This window comes from Pectobacterium zantedeschiae (assembly GCF_004137795.1).
Lineage (GTDB): Bacteria > Pseudomonadota > Gammaproteobacteria > Enterobacterales > Enterobacteriaceae > Pectobacterium > Pectobacterium zantedeschiae.
Map to the genome: position 1 here is coordinate 254427 of NZ_NWTM01000002.1, position 18378 is coordinate 272804.

Below are 18378 nucleotides of genomic sequence, written 5' to 3' on the forward strand. Positions count from 1 at the left end.
GAGGGAAATCATAGCGCCAGAATAATGAATTCGCATCACACTTATTGGTTATTAGGCGGCGATATGTTAACAATTGTCCTTTCATTTTTTGTGGTTAATTTCAGGGGCGGGTTGGGATAACAACATGGTCAGTGAATGTGAGAACCGTGAACCATTCAGTGGTGAAAAACAAGTACGTGGCGAAAAACAGATGGGTGAAGCGCCACAGCAGCGGGAAATAACCCGATTGTGCATCCAGTGCGCGCTGTTGCTGTTACAGCATGGCGCAGAAAGTATGGTCGTGGAGCAACTGTCCTCAAGGCTGGGCATGGCATTGGGTGCTGATAGCGTTGAGAGTTCAATCTCGGCAAATTCAATTGTCCTGACCACCATCATGCAAGGGCATTGCCTGACGTCAACGCGAAAGAATGTGGATCGCGGCATTAATATGCATGTCGTCATCGAGGTTCAGCATGCGGTTATTATGGCCGAGCATAAACTGCTGGATGTGGCGGGGGTGGAGAAGCGTTTGGGACATATTAAGCCACTGCGCTACCCGCGTTGGCTGATGGTTTCCGTTGTCGCGCTCTCCTGCGGTTGCTTCAGCCGTTTGAACGGCGGCGGATGGGATGCCTTTATTGTCACGCTGATTGCCAGCGGTCTGGCGATGTATGTCCGCCAGATCTTTACCGGACGACACCTGAATCCGTTGATCAATTTCTGTATTACGGCGTTTGTCGCCACGTCGGCGTCAGGGCTATTGATGCGTTTACCTGCTTTTTCTCAGACATCGACGGTGGCGATGGCGGCAAGTGTGCTGCTGCTGGTCCCCGGTTTTCCGCTGATTAACGCCGTGGCAGATATGTTTAAAGGACACGTGAATACCGGTCTGGCACGCTGGACGGTGGCGAGTTTACTGACGCTGGCAACCTGTATTGGTGTCGTGATGGCAATGTCGCTGTGGGGGTTACGCGGATGGGCTTAAGTTTACTGTGGGCACTTTTGCAAGATATGGTGCTGGCGGCGGTCCCCGCGTTAGGGTTCGCGATGGTTTTCAACGTGCCGCTGAAAGTACTGCCTTATTGTGCGCTGTTGGGCGGCGTCGGGCACGGCGTACGATTTCTGGCGATACATTTCGGTATGAATATCGAATGGGCATCGTTTCTGGCAGCGATCTTGATTGGTGTCATTGGGATCCGCTGGTCACGCTGGCTGCTGGCGCATCCGAAAGTCTTTACCGTGGCGGCCGTGATACCGATGTTTCCCGGTATTTCTGCCTATACGGCGATGATTTCGGTGGTAGAAATTTCGCATCTTGGCTACAGCGAAGCGCTGATGAGCGTCATGATTACCAATTTCCTGAAGGCCAGTTTTATCGTTGGTGCGCTCTCTATCGGCCTGTCTTTACCGGGAATCTGGCTCTACCGCAAACGGCCGGGGGTATAAATCGCGTCGGAGCACTCTTATATTACATTTCGGTCTCGTCTCCATATCGACGAGTGAAAGGGCTTTCCGTATAGTGTCAGCAATTTTCTGACCTACAGGGTTTTTTCACCATGGTTATTAGTTTGATTGCTGCACTGGCAGTGGATCGCGTGATTGGCATGGAAAACGCGATGCCGTGGCATTTGCCCGCCGATCTGGCATGGTTTAAGCGTAATACGCTTAATAAGCCGATTATTATGGGGCGTAATACTTTTCGTTCTATTGGTCAGCCGCTGCCCGGCCGACTGAACATTGTCGTCAGCAATCATCCTGGAGATGACGATCGTGTGACCTGGGTTTCTTCGCTGGATGCTGCACTCGCAGCGGCGGGGGAGGTTGAGGAAGTGATGGTGATTGGCGGCGGCAGTATTTATCAGCAAATGCTGGCGCAGGCTAATCGTCTCTACCTGACGCACATTGATGCTGAAGTGGAAGGCGATACGCATTTCCCTGACTATGAGCCGGATGAATGGCAGTCTGTTTTCAGCGAATTCCATGATGCTGACGAGCGTAACTCACACAGTTACTGCTTCGAAATTCTGGAACGTCGGTAAGCGCGCCCTCCTGCCATAGCGCAGTCGATATACGATACTCACCAAACCCGCCTTGTGCGGGTTTTTTCGTTTTCTGGTCAGGTGTTTTTAATTTTCCTTCTGGCAGCTTTCCCAAATGGCTTTTCTCAGCCAGCGATGTGCAGGATCGCTCCCGCGTCGCGTGTGCCATACCTGCTGGAAGGCAAAATTGGGTATCGTGAACGGAGGCGGAAAAATGTGTAAATCTGGCGTATTGATTCGGGCCATGCTACGCCGTGCGGCGGTCAAAATCAGGTCAGTACCGGCAATGAGGTTAATGGCGCCATGCCAGTGAGGCAGTGTCAGTACGACATTGCGCGATAGGCCGCTCGCTGCCAGTGTGTTGTCAATTTCATTAGCTGAATCAGGATGCATCGTGACCAGAATATGTGGCCGCTCCAGCCAGGCGTCGAACGACAGCATACCGTTTTCTGGCAGTGTGGCTCGGTCGGCCAGACAGGAAAAATGCTCTTCAAAGAGAAGCTCGGCGTGTACCTCGGGCGGACGTTCTGGGAATACGCCGAGGCCTAAGTCGATTTCCCCATCGATCAACTGCGCCAGCATCATTTCACGGCCAGCATGGCTGACTGCCAGTGAAATACTGGGAGCCTGCACGCGTAAATGCCGCATGAGCGTTGGCAATACTGCGTTGGTACCGTAATCCGAGAGAGCCAAACGGAAATGTCGTGTGCTATGGCGTGGATCGAATGATGGCGTTTGTATCAGAATATTCAACTGCTCAAGCGCCTGTTCCAGTGGCCCTAGCAGTGCCTGAGCACGGCTCGTTAGCGTCAGGCCAACGTCACGCCGGACTAATAGCGGATCGTTAAAAATCAGACGCAGTTGTGATAATGAATGGCTGACGGCTGGCTGGCTGCGGTGCAGACGCAGCGCTGCTCGCGTGACGTGTTTTTCCGTCAGCAAAGCATGAAGCGTTAGCAGCAGATTCATGTCGATACGACGCAAATCATCCATTCTATGAATACCTTCCGTATGAATTACGAATTTCCATCAGTTTAATGGATGGTTGAGTATTGGAACATCCCAATTACGTTGTGCACTTTATATTGTGAGCCAGGGGGTTCCATGTCGTTATTTTCTTCTTTTTCTCTCTCACTGCTGTTGCCGCTGGGTATTGCTATGCTTGCCGGGAGCATTGTGCCTTTTCAGGCAGCCAGCAATGCGGCACTGGGACGCTCGTTAGGGCATCCGCTTTGGGCAACACTGGTATCGCTGTTGGTTAGCATCTGCGTGCTGTTGCCGATCTTGTTTGCTGCCCGGGTACCCGTTCCAGCGGTTGGTAATGCCATACAAGGATCGTGGTGGATCTGGCTGGGTGGGGTCGCGGGCGTTGCTTATATCACTGCTGCGTTATTGCTGACACCACAGCTCGGTGCTTCTGGCTTTATTGTCTGTGTGATTGTCGGTCAGGTTGTGGCATCACTAATTATCGATCATTTTGGTTTGATGGGGCTGGCGGTGAAGCCCGCGACGCTGGGACGAATCGTGGGTGTGGCGTTGATCGTCATGGGTATGCTGGTGGTGCAATACTCAGCGGCTTTTCAGCCGCTGACAAAACCTGCCGTTGAAACCCATAAGTAACCACAATGAGCGGCGCGCTCTCTATTTTTTAGCAGGAATGGGTCACATTTTCGTCATCTATTATCGCTAGTATGACAACGGGTTGCGGCTTTCGTCGTTAAATCAAGATGTCGTTAAGCCGCTGTGTTTGATACGAAGGAGACAGTACATATGATGAGTAGAAACAGTAATCTGAATACTGATCGTTTGAGCGATCCACGTCGCCGCGAATTGCCATTGGGCGGTGTAGAACCTGTTGGTCTCGCTGGGTTTCTTGGTGGTGGCGTATGGTCGATTCCAGCCGAGGTGTCAGCCATTCCGTCATCCAAAAAGATCCAGTCTGAGACGGCTTTTCCCTTTCTATGACATTTTGCTATTGCTATGAGAATAGTACGGCTGGCGATGGGGTGAATGCATCCATGCATCTATTCACCGTGTCAGAGCGTGATATCACCTGAGAGTTCGGCATTTGATGAGAGTGACGGTTGCGTGAAATAACGCTTATCGTCCCAACGCAGCATAGTCAGGTCTCCCCCCCAACAGCACCCGGTATCCAGCGCATAAATGTTTTCCGGCGTGCCTTTCCCTTCCAATGATGCCCAGTGGCCGAACACAATAGCGTATTCCCCAGCGATCTGGCTTGGTAAATCAAACCACGGTTTTAGCAGAGAAGGGGCTTGATTAGGTGGCTCTTTACACAGCATATCCAACTGTCCGCCGGAGAAGCAGTAGCGCATACGAGTAAAGACGTTGGTGCTAAAACGCAGACGTGCCAGACCGCTAAGCTCTGGGCTCCAGTGGTTCGGCATATCGCCATACATGGCATCGAGGAAAAGTGGGTAGCTGTCGCTGCTTAGGATCGATTCGACTTCGCGCGCGCACATGAGTGCTGTCGGCAGATCCCACTGTGGTGTGATGCCCGCGTGCGCCATGACCAGCTTCAGATCTTCATCAACCTGCAAAACTGGCTGGCGACGTAGCCAGTTGATTAGCTCATCTGCGTCCGGTGCGTTGAGAAGGTCGTTGAGACGATCTTTCGGCTTATTACGGCTGATACCCGCATATACGGCTAGCAGATGCAGATCGTGATTACCAAGCACCATACGCACAGACGAATCGAGAGAACGAACGAAGCGCAGAACCTGAAGCGAATCTGGCCCGCGTGCGACTAAATCGCCAGTTAACCAAAGCGTATCTTGCTCAGGATTAAAGGAAACTTGCGCCAATAGCGCTTTTAGTTCAACTAAACAGCCGTGAACATCGCCAACTAAATAGGTAGACATAATTAATGTATCAGTGAGGAGATTGCCAGTCGGAAGACGGGGATTGAGACTTGAAACGCTTTACCCTGATGGTCAACCATATGGTAGTGGCCTTCCATCGTGCCGAGTGGCGTTTCTATGACTGCACCGCTGGTATATTGGAACTCGCCGCCAGGTTGGATAACCGGCTGCTCACCGACTACACCTTCCCCCTGAACTTCAGTCTGACGGCCATTACCGTTGGTGATCAGCCAATAACGCCCCAAAAGCTGGACTTCATGACGCCCCAGATTGCGAACCGTAATCGTGTAAGCGAACACGAAACGCTCTTCATCAGGCTCCGATTGTGATTCCACGTAGAAGCTCTGAACCTGTACACAAACACGGGGCGCATTAATCATGATGAACTCCAGTTATTCCTGTTTTGCAGGATGCTCGCTTAACCAGTTTGCCAATCGGCAATATTGCTCAACGGTCACATTCTCTGCACGGCTGGTGACATCGATCCCCAACTCAGTGAGAACGTCTGGGGTAAACAGATTGCCCAGACTGTTACGCAATGTTTTACGGCGCTGGTTAAACGCTTCCGTTGTGATGCGACTCAGTACGCGAATATCACTGACCGGATGAGGGATCTCGGCATGGGGAACGAGCCGCACGACGGCCGAATCAACTTTAGGTGCGGGCTTGAATGCTTCCGGTGGTACTTCAAGCACCGGAATTACCTGACAATAATATTGTGCCATGACGCTCAGGCGTCCAAAGGCTTTGCTGTTCGGCCCTGCCACCAACCGGTTAACCACCTCTTTCTGCAACATAAAGTGCATGTCACGGATAGATTGAGTATAGGTGAACAAGTGGAACATTAGCGGTGTGGAAATATTATACGGCAGGTTGCCAAAAACGCGCAGCGGTTGCCCGGCTTGTTCAGCGAGCGCGGCGAAATCGATCGTCATGGCGTCTTGCTGAATAATCGTCAGCTTATCTTTCAGCGTTGGGTGTTTTTCCAACCGTGCCGCCAGATCTCTATCAAGCTCAATAACGGTAAAACGATCCATCCGTTCGCCGACGGGGGCGGTCAGTGCGCCGAGGCCTGGGCCGATTTCTACTACCGCTTGACCCGGTTGGGGATGAATCGCCGAAACGATGCTATCGATCACGAAGTGATCGTTTAAAAAGTTTTGCCCAAAACGTTTACGGGCGAAGTGACCTTGGTGTACGCGACTATTCATTATTGTTTATCATTTTAATGGCAAGATTTAATGCCGTGGTGAAGCTGCCGGGGTCGGCACTGCCGGTTGCGGCCAGCTCTAGCGCTGTACCGTGATCGACCGACGTACGGATAAAAGGTAACCCCAGTGTGATATTAACGGCACGCCCGAAGCCCTGATATTTCAGCACCGGTAGCCCTTGATCGTGGTACATCGCCAAAACAGCATCAGCGTGTTGCAGATACTTTGGCTGGAAAAGCGTATCGGCAGGCAACGGCCCAATCAGCGTGATGCCTTGTTGCCGAAGCTCGTCCAATGCCGGATTAATCACATCCAGCTCTTCACGGCCCATATGGCCGCCTTCACCAGCATGAGGATTCAGTCCACAAACATAGATCTGTGGTTGAACGATGCCGAACTTTGTCTGCAAATCATGATGCAAGATCGTGATGACTTCATGCAGGCTCTGGCGGGTAATTGCCGCAGAAACGGCAGCAAGCGGTAAGTGTGTGGTCGCTAAAGCGACGCGCAACTCTTCCGTCGCCAGCATCATAACGACACGATCACAGCTGCTGCGATCGGCGAAAAATTCAGTGTGCCCACTGAAGGGAACACCTGCATCATTAATAATGCCTTTATGTACCGGGCCGGTAATCAGCGCGGCGAATTCGCCGTTTAGGCAACCATCACAAGCACGGGCTAATGTTTCAACGACATAAGCGCTGTTAGCCACATTTAACTGGCCCGCGATGACGGTTGCCGGTGCAGCGATCGGCAGGATGGTGAGGCTACCTGCCTGTTGTGGCTGTGCGGGCTGGCCCGGTTGATAGTCGCGCAACGTCAGCGGCATAGACAGCTGCAATGCGCGAGTCAATAACAGGTCGGGGTCCGCACAGATCACTAGCTCTACAGGCCAGGCCTGCTGCGCCAGAGCAATCACCAGATCGGGGCCAATCCCGGCGGGTTCGCCGGGGGTGATCACAACGCGTGGCGTATTGCTCTCAGTCTGCATTAGTTCGTGGCACCATTAATCACTTTGACATAAGCCGCTGCACGCTGTTCCTGCATCCAGGTTTGCGCTTCTTCAGCGAATTTACGATTAAAGATCATACGGTACGCTTGCTCTTTCTGCGCCGCGTCGGTTTTATCAACCTGACGGGTGTCCAGCAACTGAATCAGGTGCCAGCCAAAAGAGGAGTGAATCGGCTGACTGATTTCACCTTTCTTTAGTTTCAGCAACGCATCACGGAAGGCTGGATCGTACATGTCTGGGGAAGCCCAGCCAAGGTCGCCACCCTGATTCGCAGAACCAGGATCCTGAGAAAGCAGTTTGGCTTGTGCGGCGAAATCGGTGCTACCGTTTTTGATCTGCTGTGCCACTTCGGCTAGCTTGGCTTGCGCCTGGCTATCCGTCATGACGACAGACGGTTTGATCAGAATATGGCGAGCATGCGTTTCAGTTACCGATACGCTTTTGTTACCGCCGCGAATATCGTTCACCTTCAGAATGTGGAAACCCACACCAGAACGGATCGGGCCGACGACTTGGCCTTTCTGCGCTTGCGTTAAGCGTTCAGCAAACAGCGTTGGAATTTCCTGCAACTTGCCCCAGCCCATTTGTCCGCCTTTCAGCGCCTGAGAATCAGAGGAATAGGTGATAGCCAGCTTGCCGAAATCTGCCCCTTCACTGATTTGTTTCACCAGCGACTTTGCCAGATTTTCCGCTTCATCCACCTGCTGCTGAGTCGGATTTTCTGGTAATGGGATCAGAATGTGGCTCAGGTTCAGCTCATCATTCTCACCAGTCTGGTTAGCAATCTGCTTAGCCAGCGTATCGACTTCCTGCGGCAGGACGGTAACGCGACGACGGACTTCGTTGTTACGCACTTCCGAAATCAGCATCTCTTTGCGAATCTGGTTACGATAGGTGTTGTAGTTCAGCCCTTCATACGCCAGTTGGCTTTTTAGCTGATCCAGAGACATCCGGTTCTGAGAGGCAATATTTGTAATTGCCTGATTCAGTTGCTCATCCGTCACCTGAATACCCATCTTCTGCGCCATTTGCAGGATGATGTTATCCATGATCAGGCGATCGGTAATCTGATGACGCAGCGTGGCATCATCCGGCAACTGCTGCCCGGCCTGCTGGGCATTCAATTTTACTGACTGCAAAAGACTGCTTACATCACTTTCCAACACGACGCTGTTGTCGACCACTGCTGCGACTTTATCAACCACCTGTGGTGCTGCGAACGCGGTAGAGGCACTCAGTGCCAATCCGAGAATAAGCGTTCTCCAGTTATTCATACCTTTCCCATTATTTCATCCGCAAGGCGGGTTAAAAGTTCCAACGTTTCAGTGAGACAGCCTGTTTGCTACTAACACTCTGGATGACATCAGAACGCGCGCTGGTAAGGCAAAATACCTGAGCGCAGCATTTTGTCGGAACCCAGACTGTAATTACTGCTTAAACCACGTAACTCGATATTAAATGACACTTTGTTGTCGTATTCACTGCTGCGGCTGGCGCTGTTCCAGTCGGTAATTTTACGTTCATAACCGACACTCACGGCCCAACAGCAGGTGTTGTACTGTAAACCAATAAGCTGGTTTGCTGGCTGATTGGCCTTGGTGTCGTAATAATAAGCACCCACAACAGCCCAACGTTCGACGATCGGCCAGCTAGCGGTAACACCCACTTGAGAAATACCTTGCTGAGAACCCTGATTGGTCACGTTCGGCAGCATGTCGCGAATATATTCAGGACTTGCGTAACGGTAGTTCAACTGTACTAAACGTTCCGCATCGCGACGGTATTCTAACACGGCGTCGCCTAGTGCAACTTCGTTCAGGCGATTGTCATATTGCAGACCACCGCGAACGCCCCAACTGTCATCGATTTTCAGGAAGGAATCACCGGCCCATACCTGGCTGCCGTTGTTATCACTTTTATCGAGTGACGTGTTGCGGTCACCAGTGCGTGGACGATCAAAGTAATAGATTTGACCAATAGAAGCGTTAAAACGTTCAACCAACGCATCATCATAAATACGCGTGGTGACACCGGTCGCAATCTGATTCGCTGACGCGATACGATCCAGGCCGCTGTAGCTGCGGTCGCGGAACAGGCCAGAATAGTCGGTCTGCATCAGCGTGGAGTCATAGGTATGGATGCTGCTTTGATCGCGATAAGGCACGTACAGGTATTGTGCACGAGGCTCCAGCGTTTGGGTATAGGCCTGCGACCAGTCCATTTCGCGTTCAAAGACCATTTTGCCATCGACTTTATATTGCGGCATAACGCGGTTAACTGAACTCTGGAGCGCATTTTTATTAACGTCAGTGACATTCGGATCTGCACGGTAACGTTCCAGATTACTCTGTTGGTAGTGCGTTGCTAATAGCTTGGCTTCGGTATTCAGGCTGGCCCAGCGGTTTGCCAGCGGAAGATTCAGCGTTGGTTCAACGTGCAGACGCGTCGCTTCTGGCCGATTGTCGTTGACGTTGGTAAATTTTACCGCCTGACCATAAAGGTGCATATCAACCGGGCCGATATCATTCTGGTAATAATTGATATCAAGCTGAGGTTCTGCGCGGTAAACATCACGGCTGGTCGCATTGGAGAATACCTGAAATTGCCTGGTAGACAGAGTGGTATTCCAGTTTTGGTTCGCATAGCCCGCACTGAATTTTTGGGTGACGTAACCATCGGTGGTTGAACCGTACTTTGAATCCAGATCGGTGAAGTAGCGGTCGTCGCTGACTTTTGTGTAGTCTGCGTTAAAACGCCACACCTGATCCATAACGCCGTTATGGCCCCAGTGGAACAACCAGCGGGTGTCGTTATTGTCTTGCGGTGCGATTTTAGCGTATTCACGATCGCTAGGTAACCAGTCGAACTGAACAACGCCAAGACCCGGTGTAGTCAGGTAGCGGAATTCGTTCTGCCACTGCATGCCGCGTTTAGTTTGCAAATGCGGCGTGATGGTGGCATCAAAGTTAGGCGCGATATTCCAGTAATAAGGAGTCAGCAGTTCAAAACCATTGCTGCTACCATATTTCGCATTGGGGATCAGGAAGCCAGAGCGTCGTTTATCGCCGATAGGAAGCTGTAAATACGGGCTGTAGAATACAGGTACGCCAGCAATCTTGAAACGTGCGTTCCAGATTTCAGCAACCTGCTCTTCTCTGTCTTGAATCACTTCCGAACCGACGACACTCCAGCTATTATCTCCCGGCAGACAGGAAGTGAAGGAGCCGTTTTCCAGAATGGTGTAGCGATTGCTGTCGCGCATCTTCATTTTGTCGGCGGAGCCACGCCCTTGACGACCCACCATCTGATAGTCGCCTTCATAGACGTCGGTATCTTTGGTGTTCAGGTTGGCCCAGGCTTTAGGGCCTTTCAGGATGACCTGATTATCGTCGTAGTGGACATTTCCCGTCGCAGTAATAGTACGCGTCGGCGTGCTACCCTGCGTTGCCGGATCCAACTGGTTCAGCTCCACCTGTTCGGCGGACATGACGCTGTTACCCTGCTGGATGTTAACATTGCCGATGAATCTGGCGTTGTCGGGATAGTTGGCTTCGGTTTTGTCGGCCTGAATATTGACCGGTAACTGATTGGGATCGCCTGTTACCAGTGGCCTGTTGTACGTGGGTACACCCAGCATGCACTGTTCAGCGAGATCGGCCAGCGCGTGCTGGCTGTAAAGTGCCGACCAAACCAGAGTGGCCAGCAGAGTTGGGAAACTTTTTTTCATACGTGGTATCAGGTGTTCCGTCATCAGGGGCATCATGCCGGCAAACGGTCAGAGACTATATCACTCGTTAGCGTTGCGCCAGTGTTAAATCCCCACCGCCTATACGCACCGCCGTTAGGTGCAAAGATAAATGACAGGTATGATAAAGCAATTTTTGGCTGACGGCATGAGGATTTGAGGAGTATATGCGGTATTGGGGAAAGTTGCTGGGGTTGGCACTGGGAATTGTTTCAAGTGCTGGCATCTGGGGAATGATCATGGGTTTACTGATGGGGCATTGGATTGACAGAGCCCGGGCATCGCGTCGCCGTGATTATTTCTCTGCTCAGTCTACCCGTCAGTCATTGTTCTTTCTCACGACCTTTCAGGCTATGGGACATCTGACTAAATCCAAAGGTCGGGTGACGGAAGCCGATATCAAAATCGCGACCAAAATGATGGATCGCCTTGAGCTATTTGGTGAGGCCAGAACTGCTGCTCAACGGGCTTTCCGTGAAGGAAAGACCAGCCATTTCCCTTTGCGAATAAAACTACGCAAGCTTCGCGATGCCTGCTTGGGACGCTTTGATTTAATTAAGATGTTTCTGGAAATTCAGCTTCAGGTCGCGTTTGTCGATGGTGTTCTACATCCGAATGAACGACGTGTGTTGTACGTGATTGCTGATGAATTGGGCGTGACGCGTGAGCAATTTGAATTCTTTCTGCGAAATATGGAAAGCTCCAACGGGCAGCAGTCTCGGCAGAGTCAGTCTCGCCAGAACGGTAAATCGCATCAACGCCGCAGCAATAATTATTCCGGCGGGGGCTACTCCAATGGACACTCTTATGGCGGTCAACGTCCGTCCTCACCGCCGCGTGGGCCAACGGTTGAAAGTGCCTGTCGCACGCTGGGGGTGCGCAGCAGTGATGATGCCGTGACGATTAAACGTGCCTATCGCAAACTCATGAGCGAGCACCATCCCGACAAGTTGGTCGCCAAGAAGCTTTCGCCGAGAATGATGGAGATGGCTAAGCGTAAAGCGCAGGATATCCAGGCCGCCTATGAACTGCTGAAAAGCGCGAATCAGGCAAAATAACCCGCATCTTTCCTCTTCTTTTTACTTCCCCGTTTTACCGCCCCACATTTTATCGCATCACCAAGTCAGATTTAAAAACACCAACAGTGTATTTATCTCAGAAATCCGCTTCGCAACGAAAGTGCATTGGGGTATTGAAAGCAGGGTGCGTGATAGCCAGTTCTTGTGCGTGCAGTAAAAGGCGGGGAGCCATCGCTTTGGCATCGGGATGTGCATAAAACCCATCGCCGAGGATAGGATGGCCGAGCGCGAGCAAGTGGACGCGCAGTTGATGCGACCGACCGGTAATCGGCATCAGTTTGACGCGTGTCGTTCCATCATCGTCACGTGAGAGTACCTGATACTCCGTCTGCGCCGCCTTGCCTGTTTCAAAACAGACTTTCTGCTTCGGGCGGTTTGGCCAGTCGCAGATCAGGGGCAGATCGATAATGCCTTCATCCTGTGCCATATGCCCCCAGACGCGGGCAAGGTAGGATTTCTTGGGCTCGCGCTCGCGAAACTGGCGCTTTAATTCTCGCTCGGCCGCTTTCGTGAGTGCGACGGCAATCACGCCGCTGGTTGCCATATCCAGACGATGAACGGATTCGGCTGTCGGGTAGTCAGCCTGAATGCGGTTCATGACACTGTCTTTGTGTTCTGGCGCACGGCCGGGAACCGACAGCAGACCGCTGGGTTTATTCACCACCATGATGTGCTGATCCTGATACAGAATATGCAACCAGGGATCGGTAGGCGGATTATAGGGTTCCATCGGAGCACCTTTCAGGCAACGTATAATGTGTGATATTAGGGAAAACACGGGGATGAGGTTCCCGCAGGGAGACCTCGCCTCGTGGTAGGCACGTGTATCTCGATTTTGCAAACAACATGTTGTTAAGGCAGCGGTAAAGCGTTGTGGCTAATACCGCTGCAAGCAATGCTTACTGATGCGTCACCACGACCAGACGGATCGCATCCAGACGCCAGTTGGCTTCGTGCAGGTTGCTCAGCACCTGCTCGCGCTGATTTTCCAACGCAGTCAGCTCATCTTCACGGATGTTAGGATTGACGGCTTTCAGCGCTTCCAAACGTTCCAGCTCACGGCGCAGTTGCAGGTCGGCCTGCTGTTGCGCTTCGGTGATGAGCTGGCGCGCCTGTGTTTCCACTAGTGCTTCTGCCTGTTGTAGCATGGCGTGAACATCGGATTGCACCGCATTCACCAGCTTGCTGGAAGTATGACGGTTTACCGCATTGAGTTGGCGGTTGAAGCTCTCAAACTCAACCTGTGCCGCCAGATTTGTGCCTTTACGATCCATCAGCAAACGTACTGGCGTTGGTGGCAGGAAGCGAGTCAGCTGCAGGTGTTTTGGTGCCTGAGCTTCCACAACGTAAACTAGTTCCGCCAATAGCGTACCAACCGGTAGTGCTTTATTTTTCAGCAGGGAAACCGCGCAGCTTCCAGTATCACCGGACAGAACCAAATCGAGCCCGTTACGGATGAGCGGGTGTTCCCAACTGATAAACTGCGCGTCTTCGCGGGAGAGTGCCTGATCGCGATCGAAGGTGATCGTACAACCGTCCTGTGGCAGACCGGGGAAATCCGGCACCAGCATATGATCGGAGGGGGTCAGAATGATCAAGTTATCACTGCGATCTTCCTGATTGATACCAACGATATCAAACAGATTCAGAGCGAATGTCACCAGATTGACGTCATTATCCTGTTCGGCAATGGCCTGTGCTAACAGCTGAGCTTGTTCGCCACCGTTAGAATGCATTTCCAGTAGACGATCGCGGCCCTGTTCAAGCTGTTGCTTCAGGCTGTCATGCTGTTGGCGACAGGTATGGATAAATTCATCCAATCCCTGCTGTTCTCCGACGGTCGTCAGTCGCTCAATCAACTGCGTATGGTGAGCATCATAGATAGTGCGACCTGTCGGGCAGGTATGTTCAAACGCATCCAGCCCTTCGTGATACCAGCGTACCAGCAAGGCCTGCGCGGTGTTTTCCAGATACGGCACCAGAACCTGAATTTCTTTTGCCTGTCCGATACGGTCCAGACGACCAATACGCTGTTCCAGCAGATCGGGGTTGAACGGCAGATCGAACATCACTAAATGGCTGGCAAACTGGAAGTTACGGCCTTCTGAGCCGATCTCTGAACAGATCAGCACCTGTGCGCCTTCTTCTTCAGACGCGAAATAGGCGGCGGCGCGGTCACGTTCCAAAATAGACAGCCCTTCGTGGAAGACGGCGGCGCGGATCGCTTCACGCGTGCGCAGCACTTGCTCCAACTGTAGCGCCGTGGCTGCCTGTGCACAGATCACCAACACTTTTTCATCGCGGTTGGCGGTCAGATAGTTCAGCAACCATTCCACGCGCGGGTCGAAGTTCCACCAGGTGGCGTCGTCCCCTTCGAGCTGTTGATAAATTTGTTCCGGGTACAGCATATCGCGGGCGCGTGATTCCAGCGGCTTATTCGCGTTCATAATGCCGGAGACTTTGATTGCCGTTTGGTACTGGGCTGGCAGAGGCAGGCGAATTTGATGCAGGACACGCTGCGGGAAGCCTTTAACACCCTGACGCGTGTTACGGAACAACACACGGCTGGTGCCGTGGCGATCCATCAGCATGGTGATCAGTTCCTGACGCGCTTTCTGATTGTCCTCGCTGTCGCTGTTGATCGCTTTCAACAACGGCTCAACGTCCTGTTCGCCCAGCAAATCGCTCAGCGCGTTCAGTTCAGCCGTTTGGGCTTTTTCACCCGCTAATAAGAGTGTGACGGCATCGGCGACTGGGCGGTACTGCTGCTGTTCGGCAACGAATTCCTGATAGTCGTGAAAACGGTTGGGATCGAGCAGGCGTAAGCGCGCAAAGTGGCTCTGCTGGCCGAGCTGTTCCGGCGTTGCGGTTAATAGCAGAACGGCAGGAGTAGCGCGAGCCAGCGTTTCAATGGCCTGATATTCCGGGCTAGGGCTTTCTTCACTCCAGACCAGATGGTGAGCTTCATCCACTACCAGCAGATCCCAGTCGGCGTTGACTAACTGTGCAAAACGCTGGGCGCTACGCTGAACAAATCCCAGTGAGCAGATTACCAGTTGTTCGGTTTCAAATGGATTACTGCTGTCCAGCTTGGCTTCGGCATAGCGCTCGTCATCAAACAGTGAAAACAGCAGGTTAAAGCGGCGCAGCATTTCGACCAGCCACTGATGTTGCAGGGTTTCTGGTACGACAATCAGCACGCGACTGGCACGACCGGCCAGCAGTTGCTGGTGGATAATCATACCCGCTTCGATGGTTTTCCCCAGACCGACTTCGTCCGCCAGCAGAACGCGTGGCGCGTGACGTTGGCCGACTTCGTGAGCGATGTGAAGCTGATGGGGGATAAGGCTGGCACGCATGCCGCGCAAACCGCCCCATTGTTGCAGCGCCTGCTCGTTTTGATGCTTGCGGGCGCGATAGCGCAGAGCAAAGCGATCCATACGATCAATCTGTCCGGCGAACAGGCGATCTTGCGGTTTATTGAACGTCAGTTTGCTGTCGAGAAAAACTTCACGCAGTTCCGCTGGCGTTTCATCGTCCAGGCGTTGGCCGCAATACACCAGCAACCCTTTTTCTTCTCGCACGTCATCAACTTTGAGCTGCCAACCTTCATGGCTGGTGACGGTGTCGCCGGGATTGAACATCACACGGGTGATGGGAGCGTCACTGCGGGAATAAAGTCGGTTTTCACCGCTGGCAGGGAAAAGCAGCGTTATCATACGCGTATCGACGGCAACAACCGTTCCCAGTCCAAGTTCGCTTTCCGTATCGCTGATCCAGCGCTGACCAAGTGTAAAAGGCATAAATTCTTAGCTCGATGTCGTTTGTGTCGGGGGAATGTCTGATTACATTATCGGGTGCCAATAATGCTGCTGATGCAAATTCAGAAAGGGCGTTATGGTAATGGATGACGGCGCGTTCGTCACCTCTCAAACTTGCTGTACTGTGAATTAACGGCTTCCATTTAAAATAATCCCATCTGACCTGTCACCAGTGTAGCAAAATCGTCATGCAGGAAAGGAAGAATGGCATCCGCGACGGGCTGGAGCTGACGTTCTACATAATGCTGGTAATCCAGCGGTGAATGCCGGGTTTCCAGCGGTTCGGGGCCGTTGACGGTCATCACATAGCTGATCCAGCCACCGTTCTGGTATTGCAGCGGCCGTCCTTGCTGGCGGTTATAGTCATCAGCGATTTTAGCGGCTCTGGCGTGTGGCGGCACGTTGCGCTGGTAGTCGTCGAGTTTGCGGCGTAGTCGTTTACGGTAGATCAATAGATCGTCAAAATCGCCATTCAGGGTACGATCGACATAATCCCGTAGCCAGTCCTGATAAGACTGCTGTTGAAAAATCAGCAGATAGAGCTGCTGCTGAAACTGCTGTGCCAGCGGCGTCCAGTCGGTACGCACGGTTTCCAGTCCTTTGAACACCATTTTCTCGCCTTGTGGTGTGTCGATCAGACCCGCATAGCGTTTCTTACTGCCTTGTTCCGCACCGCGAATGGTTGGCATCAGGAAGCGGCGAAAATGTGTTTCAAATTCCAACTCCAGCGCGCTGGTTAGCTGCTGAGTATCTTGCAGATGCTGTGTCCACCACTGATTAACGTGTTGCACCAGTGATTTGCCAATCTTTGCGGCTTCCTCTTCACTATGTGCGTGTTTAAGCCAGACGAACGTGGAGTCAGTATCACCATAAATCACCTGATAGCCTTGTTCTTCGATCAGCTCACGCGTTTTACGCATGATTTCATGACCACGTAGGGTGATCGAGGAGGCGAGACGCGGGTCGAAGAAGCGACAGCCTGTCGCACCCAGTACGCCGTAAAAGGCATTCATGATGATCTTCAACGCCTGCGACAGTGGCTTATTGTTGGTGCGCTTCGCCGCTTCACGCCCTTGCCAGATTTGCTCGACAATCGCTGGTAAACAGTGTTTTTCGCGGGAGAACCATGCCCCGCGAAAGCCGGAGACGGCATGCTGAGCATCTGGATTCTGCGTACCCACAGCCAGCCCGACCGGATCGATCAGAAAGGTACGGATAATCGAGGGGTAGAGGCTCTTGTAATCCAGCACTAATACCGAATCATACAGGCCGGGACGCGAATCCATTACAAATCCGCCAGGGCTGGCTTCAAGCGCCACCTCGCCCAGATTGGGGGCGACGTAGCCCATGCGGTGCATGCGTGGCAAATAAAGATGGGAAAATGCCGCAACGGAACCACCGCTACGATCTGCCGCCAGCCCGGTGACGCTGGCGCGCTCCAGCAAGAAAGGCAGCAGCTCGGTTTTGGCGAAAATACGCGTGACCAATTCGCAGTCTTGCAGGTTATAGCGAGCGAGTGCTGGCTTATCTTCGGCAAAACGGCGGTCGATTTCATCCATCCGCTGATAGGGGGTGTCGATGGCTTTGCCTTCACCCAGCAGCGATTGCGCGACAAACTCCAGGCTGAACGAAGCAAAATTCCATGTTGCGGATTTTAGCGCCTCAATGCCATCGATAATCAGGCGGCCCGTTGCGCTGGCAAAGAAATGCCCTTGTTTAAAGCCGTGCTCCCGCCATTCCAGTGCGTGCCCGTTACGCCCCAACTGAAGTGGAATGTTGTAGCGCTCGGCGTGTTTCTGCAAAACACGCAGGTCAAACTGCACCAGATTCCAGCCGATGATGGCATCGGGATCGTGCTGTTTCATCCAGGCGTTCAGCTTTTCCAGCAGTAGCGGGCGGCTGGCAACATACTCAAGCGTAAAATCATCGTGTTCGGCAGGTGTGCCGTTCGGTGGGCCGAGCATGTAAACCTGGCGCTGTCCGCAGCCTTCCAGCCCAATGCAGTAAAGCTCACCGTGGCGGTTCGTTTCGATATCCAGCGAGACCAGCCTGAGTGTCGGGCGATAGTCGGGATTGGGCTTCATGCGGGCCTGCGTCAGCAGATTATCTGACGTGGATGTACCACTCAGCCACACGGGTGCGGTGATAAAACGTTCCATCAGAAAACGTTCCGGTGGGCGAATATCCGCTTCGTAGACCTGAACGCCACCTTCACGCAGCAGCTTTTCCAGTCGCAGCAACTGACGGTATTGCGGGCAATACAGCCCCAACAGCGGTTGATGATGGAAATCTTGCATAGCGAGCGGTTTTAGCTGCCAGCGTTTTTCCTGCTGTAAGAGTGCTCTTGCGCGGGCTTCCTGCTGTGCGGGAATAAAGGCAATAGCCTCTTGTGTCGGCAGCCGTGCGAGCAGCGGGCCTTCATCGGTGGCCAGCCAGAATTCAACCTGCGTACCTGCTGGCGTGTCGTTCCAGTGGCGGGTCAGTAGAAACCCCTGACGAACCTGAGTCACTAAGCAGCCTTTTATAGCAAGCGAGATAAGGGAGAGTGGTAGGGATAAGTATGGTTATTTATACAGGTGATGTCCAGTGTCTAGCGACATCACCTGTTAT

Annotated in this window: 16 protein-coding genes; 6 read left to right on the forward strand and 10 right to left on the reverse strand. The window is 52.6% G+C overall.

From position 1 onward, the window contains the following. The first annotated feature begins 190 nt into the window (after nucleotides 1-190). The 3 genes from CLR69_RS15790 to folA all read left to right on the forward strand — a co-directional run bounded on the left by CLR69_RS15790 (nucleotide 191) and on the right by folA (nucleotide 2018). A complete protein-coding gene (locus tag CLR69_RS15790; protein ID WP_129707192.1) occupies nucleotides 191-964 on the forward strand; it encodes a threonine/serine exporter family protein in 774 nt (257 codons plus the stop codon). Then, entirely contained in the window at nucleotides 955-1425 is a 471-nt protein-coding gene (locus tag CLR69_RS15795; RefSeq protein WP_129706817.1) for a threonine/serine exporter, read from the forward strand. The genes CLR69_RS15790 and CLR69_RS15795 overlap by 10 nt, the downstream gene beginning before the upstream one ends. 110 nt (nucleotides 1426-1535) lie before the next feature. Beyond that, entirely contained in the window at nucleotides 1536-2018 is a 483-nt protein-coding gene (gene folA, locus CLR69_RS15800) for a type 3 dihydrofolate reductase (RefSeq protein WP_015841772.1), read from the forward strand. A gap of 87 nt (nucleotides 2019-2105) precedes the next feature. On the opposite strand, the gene CLR69_RS15805 is transcribed toward folA, so the two are convergent. After that, entirely contained in the window at nucleotides 2106-3011 is a 906-nt protein-coding gene (locus CLR69_RS15805; protein ID WP_129712244.1) for a LysR family transcriptional regulator, read from the reverse strand. Between the two features lie 111 nt (nucleotides 3012-3122). Between CLR69_RS15805 and CLR69_RS15810 the strand changes: the two genes are divergently transcribed. Next, nucleotides 3123-3638, forward strand: a complete 516-nt coding sequence (locus CLR69_RS15810) for a DMT family transporter (RefSeq protein ID WP_129712243.1) — start codon at nucleotides 3123-3125, stop codon at nucleotides 3636-3638. Nucleotides 3639-3788: 150 nt separating this feature from the next. Then, nucleotides 3789-3983, forward strand: a complete 195-nt coding sequence (locus CLR69_RS15815) for a hypothetical protein (RefSeq protein ID WP_129706811.1) — start codon at nucleotides 3789-3791, stop codon at nucleotides 3981-3983. 71 nt (nucleotides 3984-4054) lie between these two features. On the opposite strand, the gene apaH is transcribed toward CLR69_RS15815, so the two are convergent. From apaH to lptD, 6 genes are all read right to left on the reverse strand, one after another. Further along, complete coding sequence (gene apaH / locus CLR69_RS15820) at nucleotides 4055-4900, reverse strand: bis(5'-nucleosyl)-tetraphosphatase (symmetrical) ApaH (protein ID WP_129706809.1); 846 nt, start codon at nucleotides 4898-4900, stop codon at nucleotides 4055-4057. Nucleotides 4901-4902: 2 nt separating this feature from the next. Continuing rightward, nucleotides 4903-5280, reverse strand: a complete 378-nt coding sequence (gene apaG, locus CLR69_RS15825) for a Co2+/Mg2+ efflux protein ApaG (protein WP_129706807.1) — start codon at nucleotides 5278-5280, stop codon at nucleotides 4903-4905. Nucleotides 5281-5292: 12 nt separating this feature from the next. Continuing rightward, nucleotides 5293-6111, reverse strand: a complete 819-nt coding sequence (rsmA, locus tag CLR69_RS15830) for a 16S rRNA (adenine(1518)-N(6)/adenine(1519)-N(6))-dimethyltransferase RsmA (RefSeq protein WP_129706805.1) — start codon at nucleotides 6109-6111, stop codon at nucleotides 5293-5295. Further along, nucleotides 6104-7102: a 4-hydroxythreonine-4-phosphate dehydrogenase PdxA gene (gene pdxA, locus CLR69_RS15835; protein WP_129706803.1), complete on the reverse strand. Its 999-nt coding sequence runs from the start codon at nucleotides 7100-7102 to the stop codon at nucleotides 6104-6106. The genes rsmA and pdxA overlap by 8 nt, the downstream gene beginning before the upstream one ends. After that, nucleotides 7102-8397 (reverse strand): peptidylprolyl isomerase SurA, encoded by a 1296-nt coding sequence (gene surA, locus CLR69_RS15840; protein WP_129706801.1) that lies wholly within the window; start codon nucleotides 8395-8397, stop codon nucleotides 7102-7104. The genes pdxA and surA overlap by 1 nt, the downstream gene beginning before the upstream one ends. A gap of 89 nt (nucleotides 8398-8486) precedes the next feature. Further along, on the reverse strand, nucleotides 8487-10886 hold the full coding sequence (lptD, locus tag CLR69_RS15845; RefSeq protein WP_197730580.1) for an LPS assembly protein LptD: 2400 nt from the start codon (nucleotides 10884-10886) through the stop codon (nucleotides 8487-8489). Between the two features lie 149 nt (nucleotides 10887-11035). Here lptD and djlA point away from each other — a divergent pair, with 149 nt between their 5' ends. Continuing rightward, nucleotides 11036-11926, forward strand: a complete 891-nt coding sequence (djlA, locus tag CLR69_RS15850) for a co-chaperone DjlA (RefSeq protein WP_129712241.1) — start codon at nucleotides 11036-11038, stop codon at nucleotides 11924-11926. A gap of 97 nt (nucleotides 11927-12023) precedes the next feature. Here djlA and rluA read toward each other — a convergent pair whose 3' ends face one another. The 3 genes from rluA to CLR69_RS15865 form a co-directional block, all read right to left on the reverse strand. After that, on the reverse strand, nucleotides 12024-12677 hold the full coding sequence (gene rluA, locus CLR69_RS15855; protein WP_129712240.1) for a bifunctional tRNA pseudouridine(32) synthase/23S rRNA pseudouridine(746) synthase RluA: 654 nt from the start codon (nucleotides 12675-12677) through the stop codon (nucleotides 12024-12026). Nucleotides 12678-12846: 169 nt separating this feature from the next. Continuing rightward, nucleotides 12847-15750 carry an RNA polymerase-associated protein RapA gene (gene rapA, locus CLR69_RS15860; RefSeq protein ID WP_129712239.1) on the reverse strand — a complete coding sequence of 968 codons (2904 nt, stop codon included), beginning with the start codon at nucleotides 15748-15750 and terminating at the stop codon, nucleotides 12847-12849. Nucleotides 15751-15911: 161 nt separating this feature from the next. Then, a complete protein-coding gene (locus CLR69_RS15865) occupies nucleotides 15912-18278 on the reverse strand; it encodes a DNA polymerase II (protein ID WP_129712238.1) in 2367 nt (788 codons plus the stop codon). Nucleotides 18279-18378 lie beyond the last annotated feature (100 nt).

Coding starts and splice junctions, on each gene's coding strand:
- CLR69_RS15795 (WP_129706817.1), top strand. CDS start 955: ATGGGCTTAAGTTTACTGTGGGCACTTTTGCAAGATATGGTGCTGGCG.
- apaG (WP_129706807.1), bottom strand. CDS start 5,280: ATGATTAATGCGCCCCGTGTTTGTGTACAGGTTCAGAGCTTCTACGTG.
- CLR69_RS15790 (WP_129707192.1), top strand. CDS start 191: ATGGGTGAAGCGCCACAGCAGCGGGAAATAACCCGATTGTGCATCCAG.
- pdxA (WP_129706803.1), bottom strand. CDS start 7,102: ATGCAGACTGAGAGCAATACGCCACGCGTTGTGATCACCCCCGGCGAA.
- rapA (WP_129712239.1), bottom strand. CDS start 15,750: ATGCCTTTTACACTTGGTCAGCGCTGGATCAGCGATACGGAAAGCGAA.
- CLR69_RS15815 (WP_129706811.1), top strand. CDS start 3,789: ATGATGAGTAGAAACAGTAATCTGAATACTGATCGTTTGAGCGATCCA.
- folA (WP_015841772.1), top strand. CDS start 1,536: ATGGTTATTAGTTTGATTGCTGCACTGGCAGTGGATCGCGTGATTGGC.
- rluA (WP_129712240.1), bottom strand. CDS start 12,677: ATGGAACCCTATAATCCGCCTACCGATCCCTGGTTGCATATTCTGTAT.
- CLR69_RS15810 (WP_129712243.1), top strand. CDS start 3,123: ATGTCGTTATTTTCTTCTTTTTCTCTCTCACTGCTGTTGCCGCTGGGT.
- apaH (WP_129706809.1), bottom strand. CDS start 4,900: ATGTCTACCTATTTAGTTGGCGATGTTCACGGCTGTTTAGTTGAACTA.
- CLR69_RS15805 (WP_129712244.1), bottom strand. CDS start 3,011: ATGGATGATTTGCGTCGTATCGACATGAATCTGCTGCTAACGCTTCAT.
- rsmA (WP_129706805.1), bottom strand. CDS start 6,111: ATGAATAGTCGCGTACACCAAGGTCACTTCGCCCGTAAACGTTTTGGG.
- lptD (WP_197730580.1), bottom strand. CDS start 10,886: ATGATGCCCCTGATGACGGAACACCTGATACCACGTATGAAAAAAAGT.
- djlA (WP_129712241.1), top strand. CDS start 11,036: ATGCGGTATTGGGGAAAGTTGCTGGGGTTGGCACTGGGAATTGTTTCA.
- surA (WP_129706801.1), bottom strand. CDS start 8,397: ATGAATAACTGGAGAACGCTTATTCTCGGATTGGCACTGAGTGCCTCT.